Here is a 23169-nt window from a genome sequence, read left to right as displayed (position 1 = left end):
TCTTCAGGCGCATATCACTGCGGGTTGGCACGGATGCTGGAAAGCAACGATTTCAGGTTGGCAGCCTTGGGCTTGACCAGCCAGAAACGACGCAGGTAGTCATCGAGGTTTTCAGCGAGGTTGCGACCCCATTCGCTGTTGGTTTCCTCGACATATTCGTCCAGCACATGCTGCAAGTGGTTGCGATAGGATTCCATCGCTTCGCCGCTGATCCGCTGGATCTCCACCAACTCGTGGTTCACCTTGTCGACGAAGGTGTTGTCCTGGTCGAGCACGTAGGCGAAACCGCCGGTCATGCCCGAACCGAAGTTGTAGCCGGTCTTGCCCAGCACCGCGACAAAACCACCGGTCATGTACTCGCAGCAGTGATCGCCCGTGCCTTCAACCACGGTGTGGGCACCGGAGTTACGCACTGCGAAACGCTCACCGGCCGTGCCCGCAGCAAACAGCTTGCCGCCGGTTGCGCCGTACAGGCAGGTGTTGCCGATGATGGCACTGTCTTGAGTCTTGTAGACGCTGCCCACTGGCGGGACGATCACCAGCTTGCCGCCGGTCATGCCCTTGCCCACGTAGTCGTTGGCGTCGCCTTCGAGGTACATGTTCAAGCCACCGGCGTTCCATACGCCGAAGCTCTGGCCAGCGGTGCCCTTGAAGCGGAAGGTGATCGGCGCCTTGGCCATGCCCTGGTTGCCGTGCTTGCGCGCGATTTCGCCGGAGATGCGTGCGCCGATGGAACGGTCGCAGTTGCAGATATCCAGGGCGAATTCGCCGCCGCTTGCGTCGTTGATCGACGAAGTGGCCATCTCGACCATCTTCTCGGCCAGCAGGCCCTTGTCGAACGGCGGGTTGCGGTCAACCTGGCAGAACTGTGGCTTGTCGGCCGGGATATGATCGCTGCCCAACAGCGGCGTCAGGTCCAAGTGCTGTTGCTTGGCGGTCTGGCCTTCGAGGATGTCCAGCAGGTCGGTACGGCCGATCAGCTCTTCCAGGGAACGCACGCCCAGCTTGGCCAGCCACTCACGGGTTTCCTCGGCGACGTAGGTGAAGAAATTCACCACCATGTCGACGGTACCGATGTAGTGGTCCTTGCGCAGCTTCTCGTTCTGAGTGGCCACGCCGGTGGCGCAGTTGTTCAGGTGGCAGATGCGCAGGTATTTGCAGCCCAGGGCGATCATTGGCGCGGTGCCGAAGCCGAAGCTTTCGGCGCCGAGGATTGCAGCCTTGATCACGTCGAGGCCGGTTTTCAAGCCACCGTCGGTCTGCACCCGGACTTTGCCGCGCAGGTCGTTGCCGCGCAGGGTCTGGTGAGTCTCGGCCAGGCCCAGTTCCCACGGCGCACCGGCGTACTTGATGGAGGTCAGCGGCGAAGCGCCGGTGCCGCCGTCGTAGCCGGAGATGGTGATCAGGTCGGCATAGGCCTTGGCCACACCCGCGGCGATGGTGCCCACGCCGGCTTCTGCGACCAGTTTCACCGAGACCAGGGCCTGCGGGTTGACTTGTTTGAGGTCGAAAATCAGCTGCGACAAATCCTCGATCGAGTAGATGTCGTGGTGCGGCGGCGGCGAAATCAGGGTCACGCCCGGCACTGCATAACGCAGCTTGGCGATCAGGCCATTGACCTTGCCGCCTGGCAGCTGTCCGCCTTCACCCGGCTTGGCGCCCTGGGCAACCTTGATCTGCAGCACTTCGGCGTTGACCAGGTATTCCGGGGTCACACCAAAGCGGCCAGTGGCGACCTGCTTGATTTTCGAGCTCTTGATGGTGCCGTAGCGCGCCGGGTCTTCACCGCCTTCGCCGGAGTTTGAACGCGCACCCAGGCGGTTCATGGCTTCGGCCAGGGCTTCGTGAGCCTCAGGCGACAAGGCGCCCAGGGAAATACCGGCGGAGTCGAAACGCTTGAGGATCGATTCCAGTGGCTCGATCTCGCTGATGGCCAGCGGCGTGTCCAGGGTTTTCACCTTGAACAGGTCGCGGATCATCGACACCGGGCGGTTATCCACCAGCGCGGTGTATTCCTTGAACTTGGCGTAGTCGCCTTGCTGCACGGCGGCTTGCAGGGTGTTGACCACGTCCGGGTTGTAGGCGTGGTATTCGCCACCGTGCACGAACTTCAGCAGGCCACCTTGCTGGATCGGCTTGCGCGCGCTCCAGGCTTCGGCGGCCAGGGCTTTCTGCTCGGCTTCGATGTCGACGAAACGTGCGCCCTTGATGCGGCTTGGCACGCCACGGAAGCTCATCTCGCAAACTTCTTCCGACAGGCCGATGGCTTCGAACAATTGCGCGCCGCGGTAGGACGTGACGGTGGAGATGCCCATCTTCGACAGGATCTTCAGCAGGCCCTTCGTGATGCCTTTACGGTAGTTCTTGAACACCTCGTAGAGGTCGCCCAGGACTTCGCCGGTACGGATCAGGTCGCCGAGTACTTCGTAAGCCAGGAACGGATACACCGCCGAGGCGCCGAAGCCGATCAACACCGCAAAGTGATGCGGGTCGCGGGCGGTGGCGGTTTCAACCAGGATGTTGGAATCGCAACGCAGGCCCTTTTCGGTCAGGCGGTGGTGTACCGCGCCGGTGGCCAGGGAAGCGTGGATCGGCAACTTGCCCGGGGCAATGTGGCGGTCGGTCAGCACGATTTGGGTACGGCCGGCGCGCACGGCTTCTTCAGCCTGATCGGCGACGTTGCGCACAGCGGCTTCCAGGCCGAGGCTCTCGTCGTAGTTCAGGTCGATGATCTGCCGGTCGAAGCCCGGGCGATCCAGGGTCATCAACGAGCGCCACTTGGCCGGGGAAATGACCGGCGAGCTGAGGATCACGCGGGAAGCGTGCTCAGGCGACTCCTGGAAGATGTTGCGCTCGGCACCGAGGCACACTTCCAGGGACATCACGATGGCTTCGCGCAGCGGGTCGATCGGCGGGTTGGTCACCTGGGCGAACTGCTGGCGGAAATAGTCGTACGGCGTGCGCACGCGCTGGGACAGCACGGCCATTGGCGTGTCATCGCCCATGGAGCCAACGGCCTCATAGCCCTGCTCGCCCAGTGGGCGCAGCACCTGGTCACGTTCTTCGAAAGTGACCTGGTACATCTTCATGTACTGCTTGAGCTGGTCGACGTCGTAGAAGGCAGAACCGTGGTCGTTGTCTTCCATGGTTGCCTGGATGCGCAGGGCATTCTTGCGCAGCCATTGCTTGTACGGATGACGGGACTTCAAGCGGTTGTCGATGGCATCGGTGTCGAGGATCTGACCGGTCTCGGTGTCCACGGCGAGGATCTGGCCCGGGCCAACACGGCCCTTGGCGATCACGTCTTCCGGCTTGTAGTTCCACACGCCGATTTCCGACGCCAGGGTTATAAAGCCGTTGGTAGTGGTCACCCAGCGCGCCGGGCGCAGGCCGTTACGGTCGAGCAGGCACACGGCGTAGCGACCGTCGGTCATTACCACGCCGGCCGGGCCGTCCCACGGTTCCATGTGCATCGAGTTGTACTCATAGAACGCCCGCAGGTCGGGGTCCATGGTCTCGACGTTCTGCCACGCTGGCGGAATGATCATGCGCACGCCACGGAACAGGTCGATGCCGCCGGTGACCATCAGTTCGAGCATGTTGTCCATGCTGGAGGAGTCGGAACCCACGCGGTTGACCAGCGGGCCGAGCTCTTCCAGGTCCATCAGGTCGTTGGCGAACTTGGTGCGACGGGCCACGGCCCAGTTGCGGTTGCCGGTGATGGTGTTGATCTCGCCGTTGTGGGCGAGGAAGCGGAATGGCTGGGCCAGCGGCCATTTCGGCAGGGTGTTGGTGGAGAAGCGCTGGTGGAACACGCAGATTGCGGTTTGCAGGCGCTCATCGCTCAGGTCTGGATAGAAGGCGGTCAAGTCCGCCGGCATCATCAGGCCTTTATAAATGATGGTCTTGTGGGAAAAGCTGCAGATGTAGTGGTCGGTGTCGGCGGCATTGGCCACGGACGAGCGACGACGAGAGGTGAACAGCTTGATCGCCATGTCCTGGTCGCTCAGGCCGTCGCCTGCGATGAACACTTGTTCGATCTGCGGCAGGCGCTCCAGGGCCAGGCGGCCCAGTACGCTGGTGTCGATCGGCACTTTGCGCCAGCCGACGAGCTGCAGGCCAGCGGCCAGGATCTCGCGGTTCATGTTCTCGCGAGCAGCTTCGGCTTTTACCGGGTCCTGGTTGAAGAACACCATGCCCACAGCGTACTGCTTGGGCAAATCGGCGCCGAAATGTTCCTTGGCGACTGCGCGCAGGAACTGGTCGGGCTTTTGAATCAGCAAGCCGCAACCGTCACCGGTCTTGCCGTCGGCGTTGATCCCACCGCGGTGGGTCATGCAGGTCAGGGCCTCGATGGCCGTTTGCAAAAGGGTATGACTGGGCTCGCCCTGCATGTGGGCTATCAGGCCGAAACCGCAGTTATCCTTGAATTCATCGGGTTGGTACAGACCTGCTTTCATAGACACTTTCTCACCAGGCTGCCTCTTATTTCGAGGCAAATTTCTTTTCAATTCAACCGGTTACCTTCCACGCCGAACGTACGCCGGCTTAGCGGGGGCAAAAGGGAGGTCATTGTACACACCGACACAGACGCTCACAAATTTAGCGACGAAATGTCGCAAATCTATGTCGCATTTATGAAAGGTTTAAAGCGATATGCTGTGCTAGTCAAAACTTTTTTAATTTTGACCGCTACGACTCAAAAGCCACTGTGACGCAGACACCACAAAGCGCGCGGCCTTCAGGGCTGCACGCTGTGTTGTTTTTTTTGAGGTGCCGGGAGGGCGGCCTGGGTAAGGCCGCCGGATCTTCAGCGAGTTGTTGCCAGTTCTTGTTGAACGCTGGCGACAGTGCGAGGCCAAGGTTTACCAGCCTGAACCTTCGCTGGCAAGGCCTTGATAGCGGATTCCGCTGCTGTACGGCTGGAGAAGTTGCCGTAAGTGATCACGTAGAGAGGCTTGCCGTTGAGCACTTTCTTGAAATAACGGTACTCGCCGCCCTGCTCTTTCACGAACGCCTGGGCGTTGGCTTCGGAGCTGGTGCCGAGGATCTGCACCACGAAGTTACCGGTAGGCTGGCTGGCATACCAGCTGCTGCCGGCAGCGCCAGTCGCGGCCTTGGCCACGACGGCCGGTTTTTCGGCAGGCTTGGCGGCTGGAGCCGGTTTGGCCGCAGGCGCCGGGGCGACCGGCTTGGCAACAGGCGCAGGCTTGGCGGTGGCGACCTGGGCTGGCGCTGGCGTCGGCTTGGCCGCTGGCTGACCGGCTGGCACGCCCGCAGGTGGCGCGGTGGTGGTCACGGTCGGCGGCGTGGCGCTGGAGCCTTCAACGGGCACCCCATCGTCGCCTTCGGAGATGCCGCCAGCTTCTTCGGCGAGCGGGCCGCGCATTACCGGTTGGCCGACCATTGGCAGGTTGGTGGGTTGGCCGGAGTTGGCAAACTCAACGTTCGGTGTTGGCTTGCCCAGTGGCAACTGCGCCTGTTCGGTTGGCGCGCCAGCGGTGGTCGGTGCCTTGTTGCGACCTGGAATCAACCAGGCGGCGGCGACGGCAACCACGACAACGGCAGAAATTGCCAATACGTGCTTCTTCGGCATAGTAAACCCCATCTTTGGACGCTTTACCGCTGAGCGGCTGGCAATCATGGCTTCGATCATGGCATCCCGGGCAACCTGGTTGATGGTGCCAGGCCAGCCGTCGGAGCTTTCGTGAATATCAGAGATCTGCGAAGCGGAGAAAAGTTCGATGCCCTGCCCTGCGCCTTCCAGCCGCTGGGCCAGGTATTCGCGGGTTTCTTCTTCTTCGTAAGGCTGCAGTTCGATGACGTGGAACAGCTCCTGCTCACCGCTGATCTGTTCAAGTTCGGCGATCAGCGAAGACTCGCCAAACAGGAACACATGCGGGCGCCCTTCAGGCGTACCGGCCGCCAGGGCCAGCAACGCTTCCAGGGCAGATTCGTCGAGCTGCTCGGCGTCATCCACCAGCAGGTAGACTTCCTGGCCGGTCAGGCCCAGTTGCACCACTTGCTTGAGGATCGCATTCGGCTCGGCAGTGGACACGTCGAGGGCCTGGGCCACTTGACGCAACACGCCTGCCGCATCACCGGCACCACGGGCGGAAACCACCACGCTCTGTACCGATTGCTTGTTGGTGCTGGCCACCAGCGCCTGGCGCAGCAAGGTCTTGCCGCTGCCCAATGGGCCGGTGACCACCAGCAGCAACTGGCTGTAGCGCGCCAGGTGGTGCAGTTGTCCCAGCACCGGCTTGCGTTGCGCAGGGAAAAACTTGAAACCAGGCACCCGAGGAGCAAAAGGGTCGTGGCTTAACTGGTAATGGCCGAGGAACGCCTCGTCGGCATGCAAACTAGTCATCGGGATCTTATTAACCTTTAAGCTGGGCCAGGGCGCGGTAATCCGCTCCCAGCGTGGCCTGTAAAATCTCTTTCGGATAATCGTCGGTCACTACCGCTTCGCCCATTCGGCGCAACAGCACCAGTCGCAGTCGACCGTCGATCACTTTCTTGTCTATTGCCATATGTTCGAGAAAATCTGCCTCGGTCATCTCCTCGGGAGGAATGACCGGCAACCCGGCGCGCTGGAACAGGCGGATCCCGCGATCACGCTCCTGGGCGCTGATCCAGCCCAGGCGTTGCGACATCTCCAATGCCATCACTGTGCCAGCCGCTACGGCCTCTCCATGCAACCACACACCATAGCCCATGTGGGTCTCGATCGCATGGCCGAAGGTGTGGCCGAGGTTCAAGGTGGCGCGCACGCCGGACTCACGTTCGTCGGCATTCACCACCAGCGCCTTGGCGGCGCAGGAGCGGGAAATCGCTTCGGTGAGTGCCACCTGGTCGAGGGCGCGCAGGGCGTCGACGTGTTCTTCCAGCCAGGTCAGGAACGGCTCGTCGCAGATCAGCCCGTACTTGATGACTTCCGCCAGGCCCGCCGACAGCTCGCGGGGTTGCAGGGTATTGAGGGTGGCAGTGTCGATCAGCACCACATTCGGCTGATAGAACGCGCCGACCATGTTCTTGCCCAGGGGGTGGTTGATGCCGGTCTTGCCGCCCACCGACGAATCGACCTGGGACAGCAAGGTGGTCGGTACCTGGATAAAGTCCACGCCGCGCTGATAGCAGGCCGCCGCAAAGCCGGCCATGTCGCCGATCACACCGCCACCCAGCGCCACCACCGTGGTGCGCCGGTCATGACGGGCCGTCAGCAGGCCATCAAAGATCAGTTGCAGGGTTTCCCAGGTCTTGAAGGCCTCGCCGTCCGGCAGCACCACCGAGATCACCGAGTACGCCGCCAGGCTGCGGCTCAGACGCTCAAGATACAGCGGCGCGACCGTTTCATTGGAGATGATCGCCACTTGCCGCCCGGCAATATGCGGTGCGAGCAACTCGGGCTGGTCCAACAAACCTTCGCCAATATGGATCGGGTAGCTGCGCTCGCCAAGATCGACCTTAAGTGTCTGCATGTGTCCCCGCGTTGAAGATGAAAGCAGGCGTCCTGCCCTACATTAACGTTGTCGGCAACGTCGGGATCTGACGCTGCCTGATGGCTCTACGCCACAACTCGGACGGTCATGACGCGCCGCCGAGGATAGCGCATTTCGGCCCTGGCTTTAACGGGGTGGCAACTGTGCCAGGCGCTCGAGAATGTCGAGAACCACCATTCGTGGCGGCCGCTCATCGGTTTCCACCACCAGATCGGCGATTTCCCGATAAAGCGGGTCGCGCAGCGTCAGCAGGTCCCGCAGGGTTTTTGCCGGGTCGGCGGTGCGCAGCAATGGGCGATTGCGGTCGCGAGCGGTGCGGCCCACCTGCTGCTCGACAGACGCGTGCAGATAAACCACGCGACCGCCGGCGTGCAGCGCCCGGCGGTTCTCGTCGCGCATCACTGCGCCACCGCCGGTGGCCAATACCACGCCATCGCAGCCGCACAGTTCGGCAATCATCGCCTGCTCGCGGTCGCGAAAGCCCAGTTCGCCTTCCTTATCGAAGATCCACGGGATATTGGCGCCCGTGCGCAATTCAATTTCCTTATCGGAGTCTTTGAATGGCAGGCGCAGCTCTTTGGCCAGCAAACGGCCGATGGTGCTTTTTCCAGCCCCCATCGGTCCTACAAGAATCAAATTTCGCACAGAATCAACGACTCACAGCAATCGCCTGGTTATTCATAATACGCGGAGTCAGGAATACCAGCAGCTCGGATTTTTTCTCCGAAACCACATCCCGCCGGAAAAGGCGGCCAAGATACGGCACATCGCCCAAAAATGGCACTTTATCTACCACTTTGCTTTGAGTATTGGAGAAAACCCCGCCGATCACGATGGTCTCCCCGTCCTTGACCAGCACCTTGGCATTGACCTCGTTTTTCTTGATCGGCGGCACATCGTTGAGCCTGTTCAGGTAGTCGGGCTCGTCCTTGGTGACCTTGACCTCCATGATCACCCAGCCGTCCGGGGTGATTTGCGGGGTCACTTCCAATGACAAGGAGGCCTCCTTGAACGACACCGAGGTCGCGCCGGTGGAGCTGGACTCCTGATAGGGAATCTCGGTGCCCTTGAGGATTCGCGCGGTTTCCTTGTCGGAGGTGACGACCTTGGGCTGCGAAACGATTTCACCATTGCCGGTTTTTTCCATGGCGGTCAGTTCCAGGTCCAGCAGCAGGTTGTCGGTGATAAACGCGACACCCAGGCCGGCGCTGCCGTTGACCGCCCCCAGGTCCACAAACGGCGAGCTGGGCGGGATTTCAGGCGGCTCGGTGCCTTCGGCCAGCGGTTTCCTGATCCCGCCAGTGCTCCAGTTACCCCGATTCAGTTGCCCGCCCCAGCGCACGCCAAGGCTTTTGTCGTAATCCACATTGGCCTCGACGATCCGCGCCTCGATCATCACCTGCCTAACCGGAATATCCAGTTGCGCCACAATCGTGCGCAGCTCCTCCAGCCGCTCCCGGGTCTGGTAGGCGATGATGTTGTTGGTGCGGTCATCCACCGCCACCGAGCCGCGCTCATCGGTGGCGCCTTCCAGGCCCACGGCCGACTGGAAGAGCTTGGCCAGGTCCGACGCCTTGGCGTAATTGACTTGCAGCAACTCGCGGCGCAGCGGTGCCAAGTCAGTCATTTGCTTGCGCGACTCCATCGCCAGCAACTCGCGGGCGGCCAACTCCTCGGCCGGCGCGACCAGCAGCACATTGGCCGTCACACGTTTATCCAACCCCTTGGTTTGCAGCACCAGGTCCAGGGCCTGGTCCCAGGGCACGTCCTTGAGGCGCAGTGTGATCGAACCCTGCACGTCGTCGCTGGTCACCAGATTGAGGCCGGCAACGTCAGCAATCTGCTGCAGCACCGCGCGCAACTCGATGTTCTGGAAGTTGAGGGACAGCTTGTCCCCGGTGAACGCCACTTGCCCGGTACTCAGGGGCGCATTGCCAGGTGGCGGCAGGTGAATCAAGTCGATTCGATTGGGCACAGCCATGACCATCGGTGCCGTGAACGCTATCCATAGCGCCACACCGAAGGACGAAAAAGTCCTTTTCATTGTTTGTTTCCGTTATGAGTTCACGTTCAGGGCAAGGGTTTGCGAGCGTTCCAGCCACGCGCCCTGGCCATCCGGGAAAAGCTCGGCCAGTTCGACATGGGAGTCATGAATCGCCGTGATGCGCCCGTGGTCCGGGCCCAGGTAATCGCCGATTGCCAGCCGATGGACAGACGACGCTCCGCGCAGCAGGGCGAAGGTTTGAGCCCCCAGGGACAAGGTCCCGACCATTTCGAACTGCTCCACGGCGAAGCCTTCGAGAATTCCGCGAGGCCTGGCGAGATCAGGTCCGGCAGCCGGTCGCCCGGCGGGTCGAACCAGTTGCCGAGAGGGCGGCTGGAAAGGGTCGCGCAAGGCTGCAAAATCGTACGCCACTTGCTGCGGCCCGGGCTCGGCGACAGCCTGTGCCGGCGGGTGCAAATCAACCTCCAGGTCATCGCCCGCCTGGCGGTTGTGACGATAGGTCCTGGCTACCAGACTGAGATGCAACACCGAGGGATCGACAGGACTGAATGCCAAGTCATGCACCGTGACAATTCCTGGCAAGCTGGCCATGCCGTTGATGAACGCCGCCAGATCGTGAAAAGTCCCGGTGACGCCAATCTGCATGGGCGATTCGATGTACAGGGCGCGAGGCTGGTCATCCCGAAGTTCGATGGCCTCCAGCACCAAGCCATTGGCGGCACTCAGGCGGCCAATATCTTCAAGCAGGCCGGGTACCTGGGTGTCGGCAGGCAGCCGCCGTAACAGGTTGGCGAAATGGCCTCGCATTGTTTCGAGTTCGCGGACCAGGGACTCCAGGCCGGCAGCCTGGCTGGTTTTCAGCGCGACCTGCTGTTCAAGCGCCACTTCCTGCGACTCAAGCTGGCGCAGTTGCTCCCGCGCCCCACTCAAGTAGAAGGTATTGCCCACTGCCCACAGCAGGCAAACCACCGCGCCAGCCAGCAACGCCTTGCCCGGCAAGGGCCAGTTGGCGGCGTTCTGGCAGAGCTGGGTTATATCGGATTCCGTCAGCCCTGGCAGGCCTGACGCCCCTCTCATTGGCGCACCTCATCCGAGTGACCATGGCGAACCGTCAACTGGAAGCCATTGTCGTCGCCCTCCTGCGCGCCGCGAACCCGTTGAAGCCGGGGCGCTTCCAAGTCTTCGGCAGCTTCGAGGCCTCGCATGAACTGAGCAATGTCCCGGTTCGATCCGGCCGTGCCGCTGATGGAAACAGACCCGCCGTCGACGCTCACTTCGCGCAACTGCACCCCGTCCGGCACGGCACGGGCCAACTGGTCCAGCAACTGAGCACCCGCCGCACGATCGTCCTGCAAACCCTGCACAACTTTCATCCGTTCCATCAACTGCTGGCGCTGCTCATGCAGTTCGTCGATGGCCTTGATCCGCGAGTCGAGCCCGATGACACCCTGGCTCAACTGGTTATTGCGGGCCAACTGCCGATCGACTGCACGGTCGATCACCTGGTCTGCCAGCCAAACCGCAGCCAGCGCCACCGCTGCAGCCCCCGCCAAAAACACCAGAAAATATTTGCGCCGCCGCTCATTCCGTTCTGCGCGCCACGGCAACAGGTTGATTCGTGTCATCAGTCGAAACTCCTCAGGGCCAGCCCGCAGGCCACTCCCATTCCCTGGGCATCCACGGCCCATTGCGCGCCATCGACACGACGGCCCGGCGTGATGCTGTCCGAAGCCTGCCTGCCCGCGCGAGCCAATGCAAATGCTTCGACATCCACTATCCGCGTCGTCAGCCCCGCAAGGGCCAAAACCGCCTCACGGGCCTCCACCTGTTCCTTGAGGCAGGCAACCAGCAGCACATCGACGCTTTGCGGGTCATGGGCCGACGGGCCCTGCACCTGGAAGTCGATAGCCACATCCTCCAGCGGACAAGGAATGTACTGGTCTGCTTCGCCATGGATTCGACGCACCATTTCAGCATCCGTCAGCCCCGCGTCCATCTCCAGCACGCGGGTAATCACCGAGGGCCCTGCCACGGCCACGGCGGCATGCCTGAGTGATGTATGCGCCTGTACCAGCGCCCGGGAAAGTGCCTGCGCGACGGCATCGAAATCAACCACGCTGCTGTCGACCACCGCATGGGCCGGCAACTGCTGCATGGCGTAGCCCCGCACGCTGTAGCCAGTGCCTGAAGCCTCCAGCTCCACCAGCCTGACGCCGGTGTCATTGATGTCGATACCCAGGACGGCATCGGCTTTTCGCCTGAAAAATCCCTTTCTCATAAAACTCCCCAAAACTTTCCCTGTCTTACGGACTGATTGCTGCCAGGCTTCCTGCATTCGGTCGGCTTGTATGAGCGGCGCGAATGACGCCCGAAGCCGAAAAATGCTTTAATGCCCAGCGTTTTTTCCCGCGTTTATCTGCTGGCCGGGTCGATCCACCACTTGCCGTGCATGCCCCGACGCCTAACCCATTCTTTTCCTTGGAAATCCAAAAGCCTTGATTCGTCTGCTGAAGTTTTTCGGGTACTCCATTGTCGCGATCGTCTGCGGGCTGATGCTCGTGCTCAGCGGGGCCTATCTCTACCTTAGTCCGGGTTTGCCCTCCGTAGAGGCCCTGAGAAGTATCCAGTTGCAGATTCCTTTGCGGGTCTACAGCAGCGATGAAAAACTGATCGCGGAGTTCGGCGAAATGCGCCGCACACCGATCCGTTTCGCCGACATTCCGCCCAATTTCATCAACGCCCTGCTGTCGGCTGAAGACGATAACTTCGCCAATCACTATGGCGTCGACCCAAGCAGCCTGGTGCGGGCGGCCACGCAGTTGGTAAAAAGCGGACACATTCAATCCGGTGGCAGCACCATCACCATGCAGGTGGCGAAGAACTTCTTCCTCACCAGCGAACGCAGCTTTTCCCGCAAAGCCACGGAAATCCTCCTGGCGTTGCAGATCGAACGTCAGCTGACCAAGGACGAGATCCTTGAGCTGTACGTCAACAAGATCTATCTGGGCAACCGCGCCTACGGCATCGAGGCGGCTTCACAGGTTTACTACGGCAAGTCGATTCGTGACGCCAGCCTGGCGCAGATGGCCATGATTGCCGGCCTGCCCAAGGCGCCTTCGCGCTTCAACCCGCTGGCCAATCCGGCGCGCAGCAAAGAGCGCCGCGACTGGATCCTGGGCCGCATGTACAAGCTGGGCAAGATCGACCAGGCCGCGTACGAAAGTGCGGTGGCCGAGCCGCTGAACGCCAGCTATCACGTGCCGACCCCGGAAGTGAATGCCCCGTATATCGCCGAAATGGCCCGTGCCGAGATGGTCGGCCGCTATGGCAGCGAGGCGTACACCGAAGGTTTCCGCGTGACCACGACGATTCCGAGCAACCTGCAGGAAATCGCCAACAAGTCGGTACACGACGGCCTGGTCGCCTATGACCAGCGCCATGGCTACCGCGGCCCTGAATCGCGCCTGCCGGGCAAGACCCTGAGCGCCTGGACCGTCGAGCTGGGCAAACAGCGCCCGATCAGCGGCCTTGAACCCGCCATCGTCACCCAGGTGAAGAAAGATGGCGTGCAGGTACTGACGCGCACCGGCGAAGAGCATGTGTCGTGGGACAGCATGAAATGGGCCCGCCCTTTCCTGAACACCAACAGCATGGGCCCGATGCCCAAGCAGCCGTCGGACGTGGCCCAGGTCGGCGACCTGATTCGTGTGCAGCGCCAGAAGGACGACAGCCTGAAATTCAGCCAGGTGCCCGTGGCACAGGGCGCGCTGGTTTCGCTTGACCCGCAGAACGGTGCAATCCGCGCCCTGGTCGGCGGCTTTGCCTTCGAGCAGAGCAACTACAACCGCGCCACCCAGGCCAAGCGCCAGCCGGGTTCCAGCTTCAAGCCGTTCATCTACAGCGCTGCACTGGATAACGGCTACACCGCCGCCAGCCTGGTCAACGATGCACCGATCGTGTTCGTCGACGAGTACCTGGACAAGGTCTGGCGCCCGAAGAACGACACCAACACCTTCCTCGGCCCGATCCGCGTCCGCGAGGCGCTGTACAAGTCGCGTAACCTGGTGTCGATCCGCCTGCTGCAGGCGATGGGCGTAGGCAAGACCATCGACTACATCACCCGCTTCGGCTTCAACAAGTCGGACCTGCCGCCCAACCTGTCCCTGGCACTGGGTACCGCCACGCTGACGCCGATGGAAATCGCCACCGGCTGGAGCACCTTTGCCAACGGTGGCTACAAGATCACCCCGTACCTGATCGACAAGATCGAAAGCCGTAGCGGCGAAACCCTGTTCACCGCCAACCCGCCACGGGTACCGGGCGACGTGGTCAATGGCGTCGCGGCCACTGACGGCCAGGCAGCACCGGCCAACGGCGGCATCACCATCGAGGCAACGCCAGGCGAAGCCCCCGCAGCCGGCACCCCCGCCGCACCACAAGCGCCGGCGGTAGCCGAACGCGTTGTGGACGGCCGTACCACCTACATCCTCAACAGCATCCTGGAAGACGTGATCAAGAAAGGTACGGGGCGTCGCGCCCTGGCCCTGGGCCGTGCCGATATCGCCGGCAAGACCGGTACCACCAACGACTCCAAGGATGCCTGGTTCTCCGGCTACAACGCCGACTACGTGACCACCGTATGGACCGGTTACGACCAGCCGGAAAGCCTCGGTCGCCGGGAGTTCGGCGGCACCGTCGCGCTGCCGATCTGGATGAGCTACATGGGCGCCGCGCTGAAGGATATGCCGCTGCATACCCAGCCGGAACCGGAAGGCATCCTGAGCCTGCGGATCGACCCGGTCAGCGGCCGTGCAGCAGCGCCGAGCACGCCGAATGCGTACTTCGAGCTGTTCAAGAGCGAGGACACGCCGCCGTCGGTCAACGAGCTGGGCAATGGTGTTGCACCGGGCAGCCCGCTGCCGGCGGACGAGGCGGCGCCGATCGACTTGTTCTAACACGCAGTTCCAATGTGGGAGCGGGCTTGCTCGCGAAAGCGGAGTATCAGGCTCAGATGGGCCGACTGACACACCGTCTTCGCGAGCAAGCCCGCTCCCACAGTTGGATCACCGCCAGGCTCGAGCCAATTGCCAGCCACAAAAAAAGCCCCGACTCGCAAGAGCCGGGGCTTTTTGGTGGTGCGCTACAACGGCTTAGCCGTTGAACACATCATCCACGCTTTGCAGCGGGTAGTTCTTCGGATACGGCAGGGTGGCCACACCCGTCTCGATTGCGGCTTTGGCCACGGCATCGGAGATCAGGGTGATCAGGCGCTTGTCCATTGGTTTCGGGATGATGTACTCACGACCGAATTCCAGCTTGATGCCGCCGTAGGCGTCGCACACTTCCTGAGGAACCGGCAGCTTGGCCAGTTCGCGCAGGGCGTTGGCGGCCGCGACTTTCATCTCTTCGTTGATGCGCTTGGCGCGAACGTCCAGGGCACCACGGAAGATGAACGGGAAGCCCAGTACGTTGTTGACCTGGTTCGGGTAGTCCGAACGGCCGGTGGCCATGATCACGTCGCTACGGGTGGCGTGGGCCAGTTCCGGGGAGATTTCCGGATCCGGGTTGGAGCACGCGAACACGATCGGGTTGGCCGCCATGGACTTGAGGCCTTCGGCGCTCAGCAGGTTCGGGCCGGACAAGCCAACGAACACGTCTGCACCGTCCAGGGCGTCAGCCAGGGTACGCTTGGAGGACGGATGCGCGAACATCGCCTTGTACTGGTTCAGGTCGGTACGCTCGGACTGCACAACGCCCTTGCTGTCGACCATGTAGATGTTTTCCAGCTTGGCGCCCATGCTCACCAGCAATTTCATGCAGGAGATGGCCGCGGCGCCGGCGCCCAGGCAAACGATCTTGGCTTCGCCAAGGGTTTTGCCGGCGATTTCCAGGGCGTTGATCATGCCGGCCGCGGTAACGATCGCGGTGCCGTGCTGGTCATCGTGGAATACCGGGATGTCGCACTGTTCGATCAGGGCCTTTTCGATCTCGAAGCACTCAGGTGCCTTGATGTCTTCCAGGTTGATGCCACCGAAGGTGATGGAGATGCGCTTTACGGTGTCGATGAAAGCCTGCGGGCTCTCGGAATCGACTTCGATATCGAATACGTCAATGCCGGCGAAGCGCTTGAACAGCACGCCCTTACCTTCCATGACTGGCTTGGAAGCCAATGGGCCGAGGTTACCCAGGCCGAGGATCGCGGTGCCATCAGAGATCACTGCAACCAGGTTGCCTTTGCCGGTGTACTTGTAGGCCAGTTCAGGATCGCGGGCGATTTCACGTACGGGCTCGGCAACGCCAGGGCTGTAGGCCAGCGACAGGTCGCGGGCGGTGGCAGTGGCTTTGGTGAGCTCTACACTCAGCTTTCCTGGACGAGGATGGGCATGATATTCGAGAGCGGCAGTTTTCAAATCAGACATATCGGCATTCCGCTTTTACTGTTGGTCGACGGACCGCCGAGGATACGCGTGTCGCAAAGTCCCCACAAGACTGGGCAGTCACAGGTGTCAAGGGCCCTGCCCTACGACTTTTGGCCAAGAGCCACGGGATACAAGGGCTCAACTGTTCACAATCGACCTGAAAAATGTCTACAATTTTTTCTTACGGCGCCTGCTCGAGCATGCCGGGATCGGTCAGTGGCAACAGCCAGCGTGCCTGGCCCTTTTCCAAGCCGCCGCGTCGGGAGCGGTCCAGCACCCAGCCGCGGGCTTCGATGGACTGGCCCTGCAAACCTTTCAACAGCGCACTGTCGAATCGGCCCACAAGATTGGGTGCAATGCGCAGTACCAGTGAGCCCTGCAACTCAATCCAGACTCCGCCGCGATTGCGTTCGATTTTGCTCACTCGGCCGTTGACCACGGCAAAGCCCGAGCGCTGGATCTTCGCCGCATCGACCACCGGTGACCGGCGCCACACCCCCAGCCGGGCCTGCCGGGCGCTGCGTTCGGCGGCTTGCTGGCAGGCCACCAGTTCCACATTCGGCGCGACCGCCACCTGGAAGCCAAGGCCTTCGGCGAGCAACTGCGCTTCCAGATTTGCTCCATTGGCACCGTAGAGATGGGCCAGGGTGCGGCCGTAACGGTCCTTGCTCTCCCGTCCGGGCACCACGCCAACGCGCCCACCGCTCGCGTCCACCAGACTTTGCAGGCGCTCGCGAGCGGCCACGGCGAAGGGCTCGTCAGTGCGCCCCTGCTTGCCGGTTTCCGGGGCATTGACACCGATCATGCGTATACTGCGGCCGTCCTTGAGGCGCACGGTGTCACCATCCACTACCCGCTGCACGTCGAAGGTCGCGACATCGCCGGGCGCCGGGCAGAACACCTCGGCCTGGGCGGGCGCCAGCCAAATCGCAGACACAAAAAAGGCGCCCACGAGGGACGCCTTTTTCATCAGCGAGGACAAGCCATACAGGCCATCCAAGCGGACCAGCCTTACTCGGCTTTAGGAGCAGCTTTAGCGCCGAAAGCACCGAAGCGGGTCTTGAAGCGGTCAACACGGCCGCCAACATCCAGAGTCTTCTGCTTACCGGTGTAGAACGGGTGGCACTCGTTGCACACGTCGATTGGCAGAGCTTTGCCGAAAGTCGAACGGGTTTCGAACTTGTTACCGCAGCTGCAGGTAACGTCGATGGCAACATAGTTTGGATGGATATCGGCTTTCATGGTGTATTCCTCAGGCTAGCGTGCCGCCAATCAACACTATTGTTGAATACCGCACGTAATTAGGCCGCGGATTCTACCAGACCTTTTTAAACGCGCAAGAAGCACAACGGCCCCTTTCATCAGAAAAGCGCGGCATACACAAGGCCCTGTGGGAGCCGGGCTTGCCCGCGATGCAGGCGCTGCGGTGCCTCAGGTGCACCGTGTCGATACTATCGCGGGCAAGCCCGGCTCCCACATCCACCGCTGGTCTGCTAGGCTCCCGCCCTTCTTCGCCGCCCGTCATATGAGAACCCCCGCGTGCCCGACGCCATTTTGCGCCTCGCCCTGCCCTCGCCCCTGCGCCGCCTGTTCGATTATCGGGCCCCTGCCGGCGTATTGCGGTCGCAGTTGCAGCCCGGCATGCGCGTACGGGTACCGTTTGGCCGGCGGGAGATGATCGGCATCCTGGTGGAGGTCGCCGATCACAGCGAAGTGCCCGCCGAGAAGCTCAAGCCCGCCGTGGCCATCCTCGACAGCACGCCGCCGCTGCCGCCCGCACTGTTCAAACTGTGCCTGTGGACCTCGCAGTATTACCAGCACAGCCTCGGCGACACCTTGAGCTGGGCGCTGCCGGTGCTGTTGCGCCAAGGCGAACTGGCCGAGGCGCGCCAGGAGCGTTTCTGGTCGATGGTCCCGGGGGCGCGCATGGACGACCCGCGCATCGCCCGCGCCCCGCGCCAGCGTGAAGCCCTGGCAACCCTGGCCCAGCATCCCCACGGTGTCGCCCATCAGCTGTTAAGCAAGCTGATGCTGAGCAAGGACAGCCTGGACTTGCTGCTGGCCAAGGGCCTGGTGCAGGTGGAGATCCGCAAGCATGCTCCCGGCGAGCGCCACGAACACTGGCTGGCCCAGCCGGAACTGCCGCTCAACCCCGAACAACGTGCCGCCTATGAAGCGATTCGCGCCGGTTTCGACAGTTTCCACGCGTTCCTGCTGGCGGGCGTCACCGGCAGCGGCAAGACCGAAGTCTATTTGCAACTGATCCGCGAAACCCTCGAAGCCGGCAAACAGGCACTGGTGCTGATCCCCGAGATCAACCTCGGCCCGCAAACCCTGGCGCGTTTCGAGCAGCGTTTCAACGCGCGCATCGCCCTGGTGCACTCGGCGGTCAACGACCGCGAGCGCCTGGAATCCTGGCTCGCCGCCCGGGACGGCGAGGCCGACATTATTATCGGCACCCGTTCGGCGCTGTTCACCCCGATGAAAAATCCCGGGCTGATCATCATCGACGAAGAACACGACGGCTCCTATAAACAGCAGGAAGGCCTGCGCTACCACGCCCGCGACCTGGCGCTGGTGCGTGCTCGCCAGGAAAACATCCCGATTGTGCTGGGCTCGGCCACGCCGTCCCTGGAAAGCCTGCACAACGCCTACACCGGGCGCTACGGCCTGCTGCGTCTCAATGAACGTGCCGGCGGTGCCAAGCAGCCCCGCTTCCTGCGCCTGGATGTAAAAAGTCGCCCGCTGGACAGCGGCATTTCCGGGCCGATGCAGCAAGCCATCGGGCAAACCCTCGCGGCGGGCCAGCAAGTGCTGGTGTTCCTCAACCGCCGGGGTTTTGCGCCGACGCTGCTGTGCCACGATTGCGGCTGGATGTCCGAGTGCAATCGCTGCGATGCGCGAATGACCGTGCACCAGCGCTCCGGCGAGTTGCGCTGCCATCACTGCGGCCATGTGGAACGGGTGCCGCGGCACTGCCCGCAGTGCGGCAAAGTCGACTTGCGACCGGTGGGCGCGGGCACCGAGCGCGCCGAAGAACGACTGGGCATCCTGTTCCCGGATTACCCGGTGCTGCGGGTCGACCGCGACAGCACCTCGCGCAAGGACGCGATGAATCAGTTGTTCGCCACGATCCAGAAGGGCCAGCCGTGCATTCTGGTGGGCACGCAGATGCTTGCCAAAGGGCATCACTTCCCACGGGTGACCCTGGTGTCGATCCTGGATGCCGACGGCGGGCTGTTCTCCGGGGATTTTCGCGCCAGCGAGCGCATGGCGCAGTTGATCGTGCAGGTCGCAGGCCGGGCCGGGCGGGCCGAAGAGCCGGGCAAGGTGATCATCCAGACGCACCTGGCCGACCACCCGCTGCTGATTCAACTGACAGAACAAGGTTACTTTGCCTTCGCCGAACAGGCCTTGAGCGAGCGACGCTCGGCAGGTCTGCCACCGTTTGCGCATCTGGCGCTGCTGCGGGCCGAAGCGCACAAGCCGGGGCAGGCCGAAGGTTTCCTGGATGAAGCGTGCAGCGAGGCTGAACGTTTGCTGGGGGAACTGGGTCTGACCGGCATCGAGCTATTGGGCCCGGTGCCAGCACCGATGGAACGCCGCGCCGGGCGTTACCGCGCCCAGCTACTTTTGCAAGCCAGCGCCCGCGCGCCGCTGCATCGTTTATTAAGCAGCTGGTTACTTGCGCTGGAGCAAATGCCCAGTGGTCGCCAGGTGAGATGGTCGCTGGACGTAGACCCGGTAGATTTGTACTAACCCCCTGTGGCGAGGGAGCTTGCTCCCGCTGGGCTGCGTAGCAGCCCCAAAAAAGCCGGGAGCGCTACGCACTCCAGCGGGAGCAAGCTCCCTCGCCACAGCAAGCTCCCTCGCCACAGGTTAATCGTCCGTCAAGGTCCCGCGAAGGTTGGCAAGCCCGCCCTCGCCACGGATAATGCCCAGTTTTTCCACCTGCGCATCGCGCGCCACCGCTTGCGGTCGAAAGAGAACACCATGAAAGACACCATTCGCCAGCTGATCCAACAAGCCCTCACCCAACTCGTCAACGAAGGTGTGTTGCCTGAAGGCCTGACGCCGGCGATCCAGGTGGAAAATACCCGCGACAAGACCCACGGTGATTTCGCCAGCAACATCGCGATGATGCTGGCCAAGCCGGCCGGCCTGAAGCCGCGCGACCTGGCGGAAAAAATCATCGCCGCGCTGCCGGCCGATCCACAGGTGACCAAGGCTGAAATCGCCGGCCCAGGCTTCATCAACTTCTTCCAGAACACCCAGGCCCTGGCTTCGCGCCTGGACGCGGCCCTGGCCGACGCGAAAATCGGCGTGCGCAAGGCCGGCCCGGCACAGCGCGTGGCCATCGACCTGTCGGCACCGAACCTGGCCAAGGAAATGCACGTGGGCCACCTGCGCTCCACCATCATCGGTGACGGCGTGGCGCGGGTCCTGGAGTTCCTCGGCGATGACGTGATCCGCCAGAACCACGTGGGCGACTGGGGTACCCAGTTCGGCATGTTGATGGCCTATCTGCAGGAAAACCCGATCACCAGCAACGAGCTGTCGGACCTGGAGAACTTCTACCGCGCCGCCAAAAAGCGTTTCGACGAATCCGAAGAGTTCGCCGACCGCGCCCGTGGCCTGGTGGTCAAGCTGCAAGCCGGCGATGCCGAATGCCTGGAACTGTGGGGCCGCTTCCGCGAGATCTCGCTGTCCCACTGCCAGGAAATCTACGAGCTGCTCAACGTCAAATTGACCATGGCCGACGTGATGGGCGAAAGCGCCTACAACGACGACCTGATCAACGTGGTCAACGACCTCAAGGCCAAGGGCCTGCTGGTTGAAAGCAACGGCGCGCAGTGCGTGTTCCTCGAAGAATTCAAGACCGCCGATGGCGACCCGCTGCCGGTGATTATCGTCAAGGCCGATGGCGGCTACCTCTACGCCACCACCGACCTGGCCGCCGTGCGCTACCGCAGCGGCGTGCTGAAAGCCGACCGTGCCCTGTATTTCGTTGACCAGCGCCAGGCCCTGCACTTCCAGCAAGTGTTCGAAGTGGCGCGCCGCGCCGGTTTCGTCACCCACCCGATGCAGATGGAACACATGGGCTTCGGCACCATGAACGGCGCCGATGGCCGCCCGTTCAAGACCCGTGACGGCGGCACCGTGAAGCTGATCGACCTGCTGAACGAAGCCCAGGACCGCGCCTACAACCTGGTGAAGGAAAAGAACCCGGAGCTGGCCGAAGCCGACCTGCGCAACATCGCCCGCGTCGTGGGGATTGGCGCGGTGAAATACGCCGACCTGTCCAAGCACCGCACCAGCGACTACAGCTTCAACTTCGAACTGATGCTCAACTTCGAAGGCAACACTGCGCCGTACCTGCTGTATGCCTACACGCGGGTGGCCAGTGTGTTCCGCAAGCTGGGCAAGGACTTCAGCGAAGTCGAAGGCCAGATCAACCTTGAGGCGCCACACGAGCAGGAACTGGCCGCCAAACTGGCGCAATTCGGCGAAGTGCTGAACAGCGTCGGCGAAAAAGGCACACCGCACATCCTCTGCACCTATTTGTACGAAGTCGCCGGTTTGTTCTCCAGCTTCTACGAGAACTGCCCGATCCTGACCGCAGACGACGAAGCCCAAAAGCAGAGCCGCCTGCGCCTCGCCGCACTGGCAGGACGGACCCTCAAGCAAGGCCTGGAATTGTTGGGCCTGGAAACTCTGGAGCGTATGTAAGTTGGCTGCCAAGAAAAAACCTGCACCCAAGCGCGGCGCCAGCCGCTACCAGGCACCGGCGAAGAAGCCTATTCCGGGCTGGTTGTGGATGGCCATCGGCCTGACGGTCGGCGCGTTTGTGGTGTTCCTGATGAAGCTCGACCCGGGCAAGGGCGATGACGTCAAACGGGTCAAGCAAGAACAGCAGAAGGCCACGAAAATGGCCGAGGCGAACAAGACACCGCCTAGCCCGACTGCGCCGGTGAAGCCGAAATACGACTTCTACACGCTGCTGCCGGAATCGGAAGTGATCGTGCCGCCGGACGCCGTGCCGGAGAAAACCCTGCCGACGCCGCAGCCGGTGCCGACTACGCCGGTTACCCCGGCGGAAGCAGCGAAGATCGACACGGCCCGGGCCCAGGCTGCGCTGGCCGGGATTACCCCGCCGCCACCGCCGCCGGTCGCCACCACCAAGGCCGCGCCCGTGACCAAGTTCTTCCTGCAGGCGGGCTCGTTCCCGAAACAGGCGGATGCGGACCGGGTACGCGCGCAGATTATTCTGTTGGGGCAGGCGGTGACGGTGGAGTCCGGGACGGTTAAGGATGCGACCTGGTATCGCGTGCTGGTGGGGCCGTTCAGCAACCGTGAACAGCTGACCGTGGCGCAGAAGCAACTGGCCGGCGCCGGGTTTAGCAACCTGTTGTTACAACAACGCCAGAGCCGCTGATTCCGGAAACAGCATCGGGTTAATGTGGGAGCGGGCTTGCTCGCGAATGCGGTAGATCAGTCAATATTTTAGGTGACTGACACACCGCATTCGCGAGCAAGCCCGCTCCCACATTTGATTTTCATCGGCCTCAGGACCGAGTCCGACACATAAACACCACTCGTCCGCCCTCCCGTCCTACAGTTGAAATCCCCCCCGCCACCCCCATATGAGTTCCATCAGGGCATTTTCGCCCCGCAGCGTGGAGACTCTCCCCTTGACCACCATCGTTTCAGTTCGCCGCCACGGCAAAGTCGTCATGGGCGGCGACGGCCAGGTTTCACTTGGCAATACCGTGATGAAAGGCAACGCGAAAAAAGTCCGTCGCCTGTACCACGGCCAGGTCCTCGCCGGTTTCGCCGGCGCCACCGCTGACGCCTTTACCCTGTTCGAGCGCTTTGAAGGCCAACTTGAGAAGCACCAGGGCCATCTGGTCCGTGCCGCCGTCGAACTCGCCAAAGAATGGCGCACCGACCGCTCCCTCAGCCGCCTGGAAGCCATGTTGGCCGTCGCCAACAAAGACGCCTCGCTGATCATCACCGGCAACGGCGACGTGGTTGAACCCGAAGAAGGCCTGATCGCCATGGGCTCCGGCGGCGGCTACGCACAAGCGGCGGCCAGCGCCCTGTTGAAGAAAACCGACCTGTCGGCCCGGGAAATCGTCGAGACTGCCCTGGGTATCGCTGGCGACATCTGTGTCTTCACCAACCACAACCTGACCATTGAGGAGCAGGACCTCGCCGAATAAGCCGCAGGCTTATTCCCGCT

General features: G+C 62.3%; 15 protein-coding genes and 1 pseudogene. 5 read left to right on the top strand and 11 right to left on the bottom strand.

The features are described 5' to 3' along the window. Positions 1 to 14 precede the first annotated feature (14 nt). The 8 genes and pseudogenes from gltB to pilM all read right to left on the bottom strand — a co-directional run bounded on the left by gltB (position 15) and on the right by pilM (position 11785). On the bottom strand, positions 15 to 4460 hold the full coding sequence (gene gltB, locus HX807_RS01660; RefSeq protein ID WP_003209351.1) for a glutamate synthase large subunit: 4446 nt from the start codon (positions 4458 to 4460) through the stop codon (positions 15 to 17). 350 nt (positions 4461 to 4810) lie between these two features. Further along, on the bottom strand, positions 4811 to 6370 hold the full coding sequence (locus tag HX807_RS01655) for an SPOR domain-containing protein (RefSeq protein WP_003209350.1): 1560 nt from the start codon (positions 6368 to 6370) through the stop codon (positions 4811 to 4813). 10 nt (positions 6371 to 6380) lie between these two features. Next, positions 6381 to 7481, bottom strand: coding sequence for a 3-dehydroquinate synthase (gene aroB, locus HX807_RS01650; RefSeq protein ID WP_177049093.1), 1101 nt, complete (start codon positions 7479 to 7481; stop codon positions 6381 to 6383). Between the two features lie 147 nt (positions 7482 to 7628). Continuing rightward, positions 7629 to 8147, bottom strand: a complete 519-nt coding sequence (gene aroK / locus HX807_RS01645; protein ID WP_003209345.1) for a shikimate kinase AroK — start codon at positions 8145 to 8147, stop codon at positions 7629 to 7631. A 4-nt stretch (positions 8148 to 8151) separates the two neighbouring features. Beyond that, a pseudogene (locus HX807_RS01640) lies at positions 8152 to 9408 on the bottom strand (type IV pilus secretin PilQ); the annotation flags it as partial. Between the two features lie 150 nt (positions 9409 to 9558). Then, on the bottom strand, positions 9559 to 10584 hold the full coding sequence (locus tag HX807_RS01635; RefSeq protein WP_177049092.1) for a pilus assembly protein PilP: 1026 nt from the start codon (positions 10582 to 10584) through the stop codon (positions 9559 to 9561). Continuing rightward, entirely contained in the window at positions 10581 to 11132 is a 552-nt protein-coding gene (locus HX807_RS01630; protein WP_177049091.1) for a PilN domain-containing protein, read from the bottom strand. The genes HX807_RS01635 and HX807_RS01630 overlap by 4 nt, the downstream gene beginning before the upstream one ends. Then, a complete protein-coding gene (pilM, locus tag HX807_RS01625; protein WP_177049090.1) occupies positions 11132 to 11785 on the bottom strand; it encodes a type IV pilus biogenesis protein PilM in 654 nt (217 codons plus the stop codon). Before pilM ends, HX807_RS01630 begins: the two co-directional genes overlap by 1 nt. Positions 11786 to 12005: 220 nt before the next feature. On the opposite strand from pilM, the gene HX807_RS01620 reads away from it, so the two are divergent. Further along, positions 12006 to 14462 (top strand): penicillin-binding protein 1A, encoded by a 2457-nt coding sequence (locus HX807_RS01620; RefSeq protein WP_371316446.1) that lies wholly within the window; start codon positions 12006 to 12008, stop codon positions 14460 to 14462. A gap of 195 nt (positions 14463 to 14657) precedes the next feature. On the opposite strand, the gene HX807_RS01615 is transcribed toward HX807_RS01620, so the two are convergent. The 3 genes from HX807_RS01615 to rpmE all read right to left on the bottom strand — a co-directional run bounded on the left by HX807_RS01615 (position 14658) and on the right by rpmE (position 17168). After that, positions 14658 to 15926, bottom strand: a complete 1269-nt coding sequence (locus HX807_RS01615; RefSeq protein ID WP_003209334.1) for a malic enzyme-like NAD(P)-binding protein — start codon at positions 15924 to 15926, stop codon at positions 14658 to 14660. Positions 15927 to 16107: 181 nt separating this feature from the next. After that, positions 16108 to 16896: a thermonuclease family protein gene (locus HX807_RS01610; protein ID WP_102606389.1), complete on the bottom strand. Its 789-nt coding sequence runs from the start codon at positions 16894 to 16896 to the stop codon at positions 16108 to 16110. A gap of 41 nt (positions 16897 to 16937) precedes the next feature. After that, complete coding sequence (rpmE, locus tag HX807_RS01605; protein ID WP_003209330.1) at positions 16938 to 17168, bottom strand: 50S ribosomal protein L31; 231 nt, start codon at positions 17166 to 17168, stop codon at positions 16938 to 16940. A gap of 297 nt (positions 17169 to 17465) precedes the next feature. Here rpmE and HX807_RS01600 point away from each other — a divergent pair, with 297 nt between their 5' ends. The 4 genes from HX807_RS01600 (at position 17466) to hslV (ending at position 23149) form a co-directional block, all read left to right on the top strand. Continuing rightward, positions 17466 to 19685, top strand: a complete 2220-nt coding sequence (locus HX807_RS01600; RefSeq protein WP_008439257.1) for a primosomal protein N' — start codon at positions 17466 to 17468, stop codon at positions 19683 to 19685. Between the two features lie 234 nt (positions 19686 to 19919). Continuing rightward, positions 19920 to 21656 (top strand): arginine--tRNA ligase, encoded by a 1737-nt coding sequence (argS, locus tag HX807_RS01595; protein ID WP_177049088.1) that lies wholly within the window; start codon positions 19920 to 19922, stop codon positions 21654 to 21656. Between the two features lies 1 nt (position 21657). Next, entirely contained in the window at positions 21658 to 22362 is a 705-nt protein-coding gene (locus tag HX807_RS01590; RefSeq protein ID WP_003209324.1) for an SPOR domain-containing protein, read from the top strand. 256 nt (positions 22363 to 22618) lie between these two features. Then, positions 22619 to 23149, top strand: coding sequence for an ATP-dependent protease subunit HslV (gene hslV / locus HX807_RS01585; RefSeq protein WP_003209323.1), 531 nt, complete (start codon positions 22619 to 22621; stop codon positions 23147 to 23149). The last annotated feature ends 20 nt before the right edge of the window (positions 23150 to 23169 follow it).

Origin of the sequence: Pseudomonas sp. D8002, assembly GCF_013385695.1 — a bacterium.
Classification (GTDB): domain Bacteria; phylum Pseudomonadota; class Gammaproteobacteria; order Pseudomonadales; family Pseudomonadaceae; genus Aquipseudomonas.
This window is presented reverse-complemented; position numbering and strand designations above follow the sequence as displayed.

What these genes read in the sequence shown, in the direction of transcription:
- gltB (WP_003209351.1), bottom strand. Translation starts at nt 4,460, where the DNA reads ATGAAAGCAGGTCTGTACCAACCCGATGAATTCAAGGATAACTGCGGT.
- HX807_RS01655 (WP_003209350.1), bottom strand. Translation starts at nt 6,370, where the DNA reads ATGACTAGTTTGCATGCCGACGAGGCGTTCCTCGGCCATTACCAGTTA.
- aroB (WP_177049093.1), bottom strand. Translation starts at nt 7,481, where the DNA reads ATGCAGACACTTAAGGTCGATCTTGGCGAGCGCAGCTACCCGATCCAT.
- HX807_RS01635 (WP_177049092.1), bottom strand. Translation starts at nt 10,584, where the DNA reads ATGAGAGGGGCGTCAGGCCTGCCAGGGCTGACGGAATCCGATATAACC.
- HX807_RS01630 (WP_177049091.1), bottom strand. Translation starts at nt 11,132, where the DNA reads ATGACACGAATCAACCTGTTGCCGTGGCGCGCAGAACGGAATGAGCGG.
- pilM (WP_177049090.1), bottom strand. Translation starts at nt 11,785, where the DNA reads ATGAGAAAGGGATTTTTCAGGCGAAAAGCCGATGCCGTCCTGGGTATC.
- HX807_RS01615 (WP_003209334.1), bottom strand. Translation starts at nt 15,926, where the DNA reads ATGTCTGATTTGAAAACTGCCGCTCTCGAATATCATGCCCATCCTCGT.
- HX807_RS01610 (WP_102606389.1), bottom strand. Translation starts at nt 16,896, where the DNA reads ATGAAAAAGGCGTCCCTCGTGGGCGCCTTTTTTGTGTCTGCGATTTGG.
- rpmE (WP_003209330.1), bottom strand. Translation starts at nt 17,168, where the DNA reads ATGAAAGCCGATATCCATCCAAACTATGTTGCCATCGACGTTACCTGC.
- argS (WP_177049088.1), top strand. Translation starts at nt 19,920, where the DNA reads ATGAAAGACACCATTCGCCAGCTGATCCAACAAGCCCTCACCCAACTC.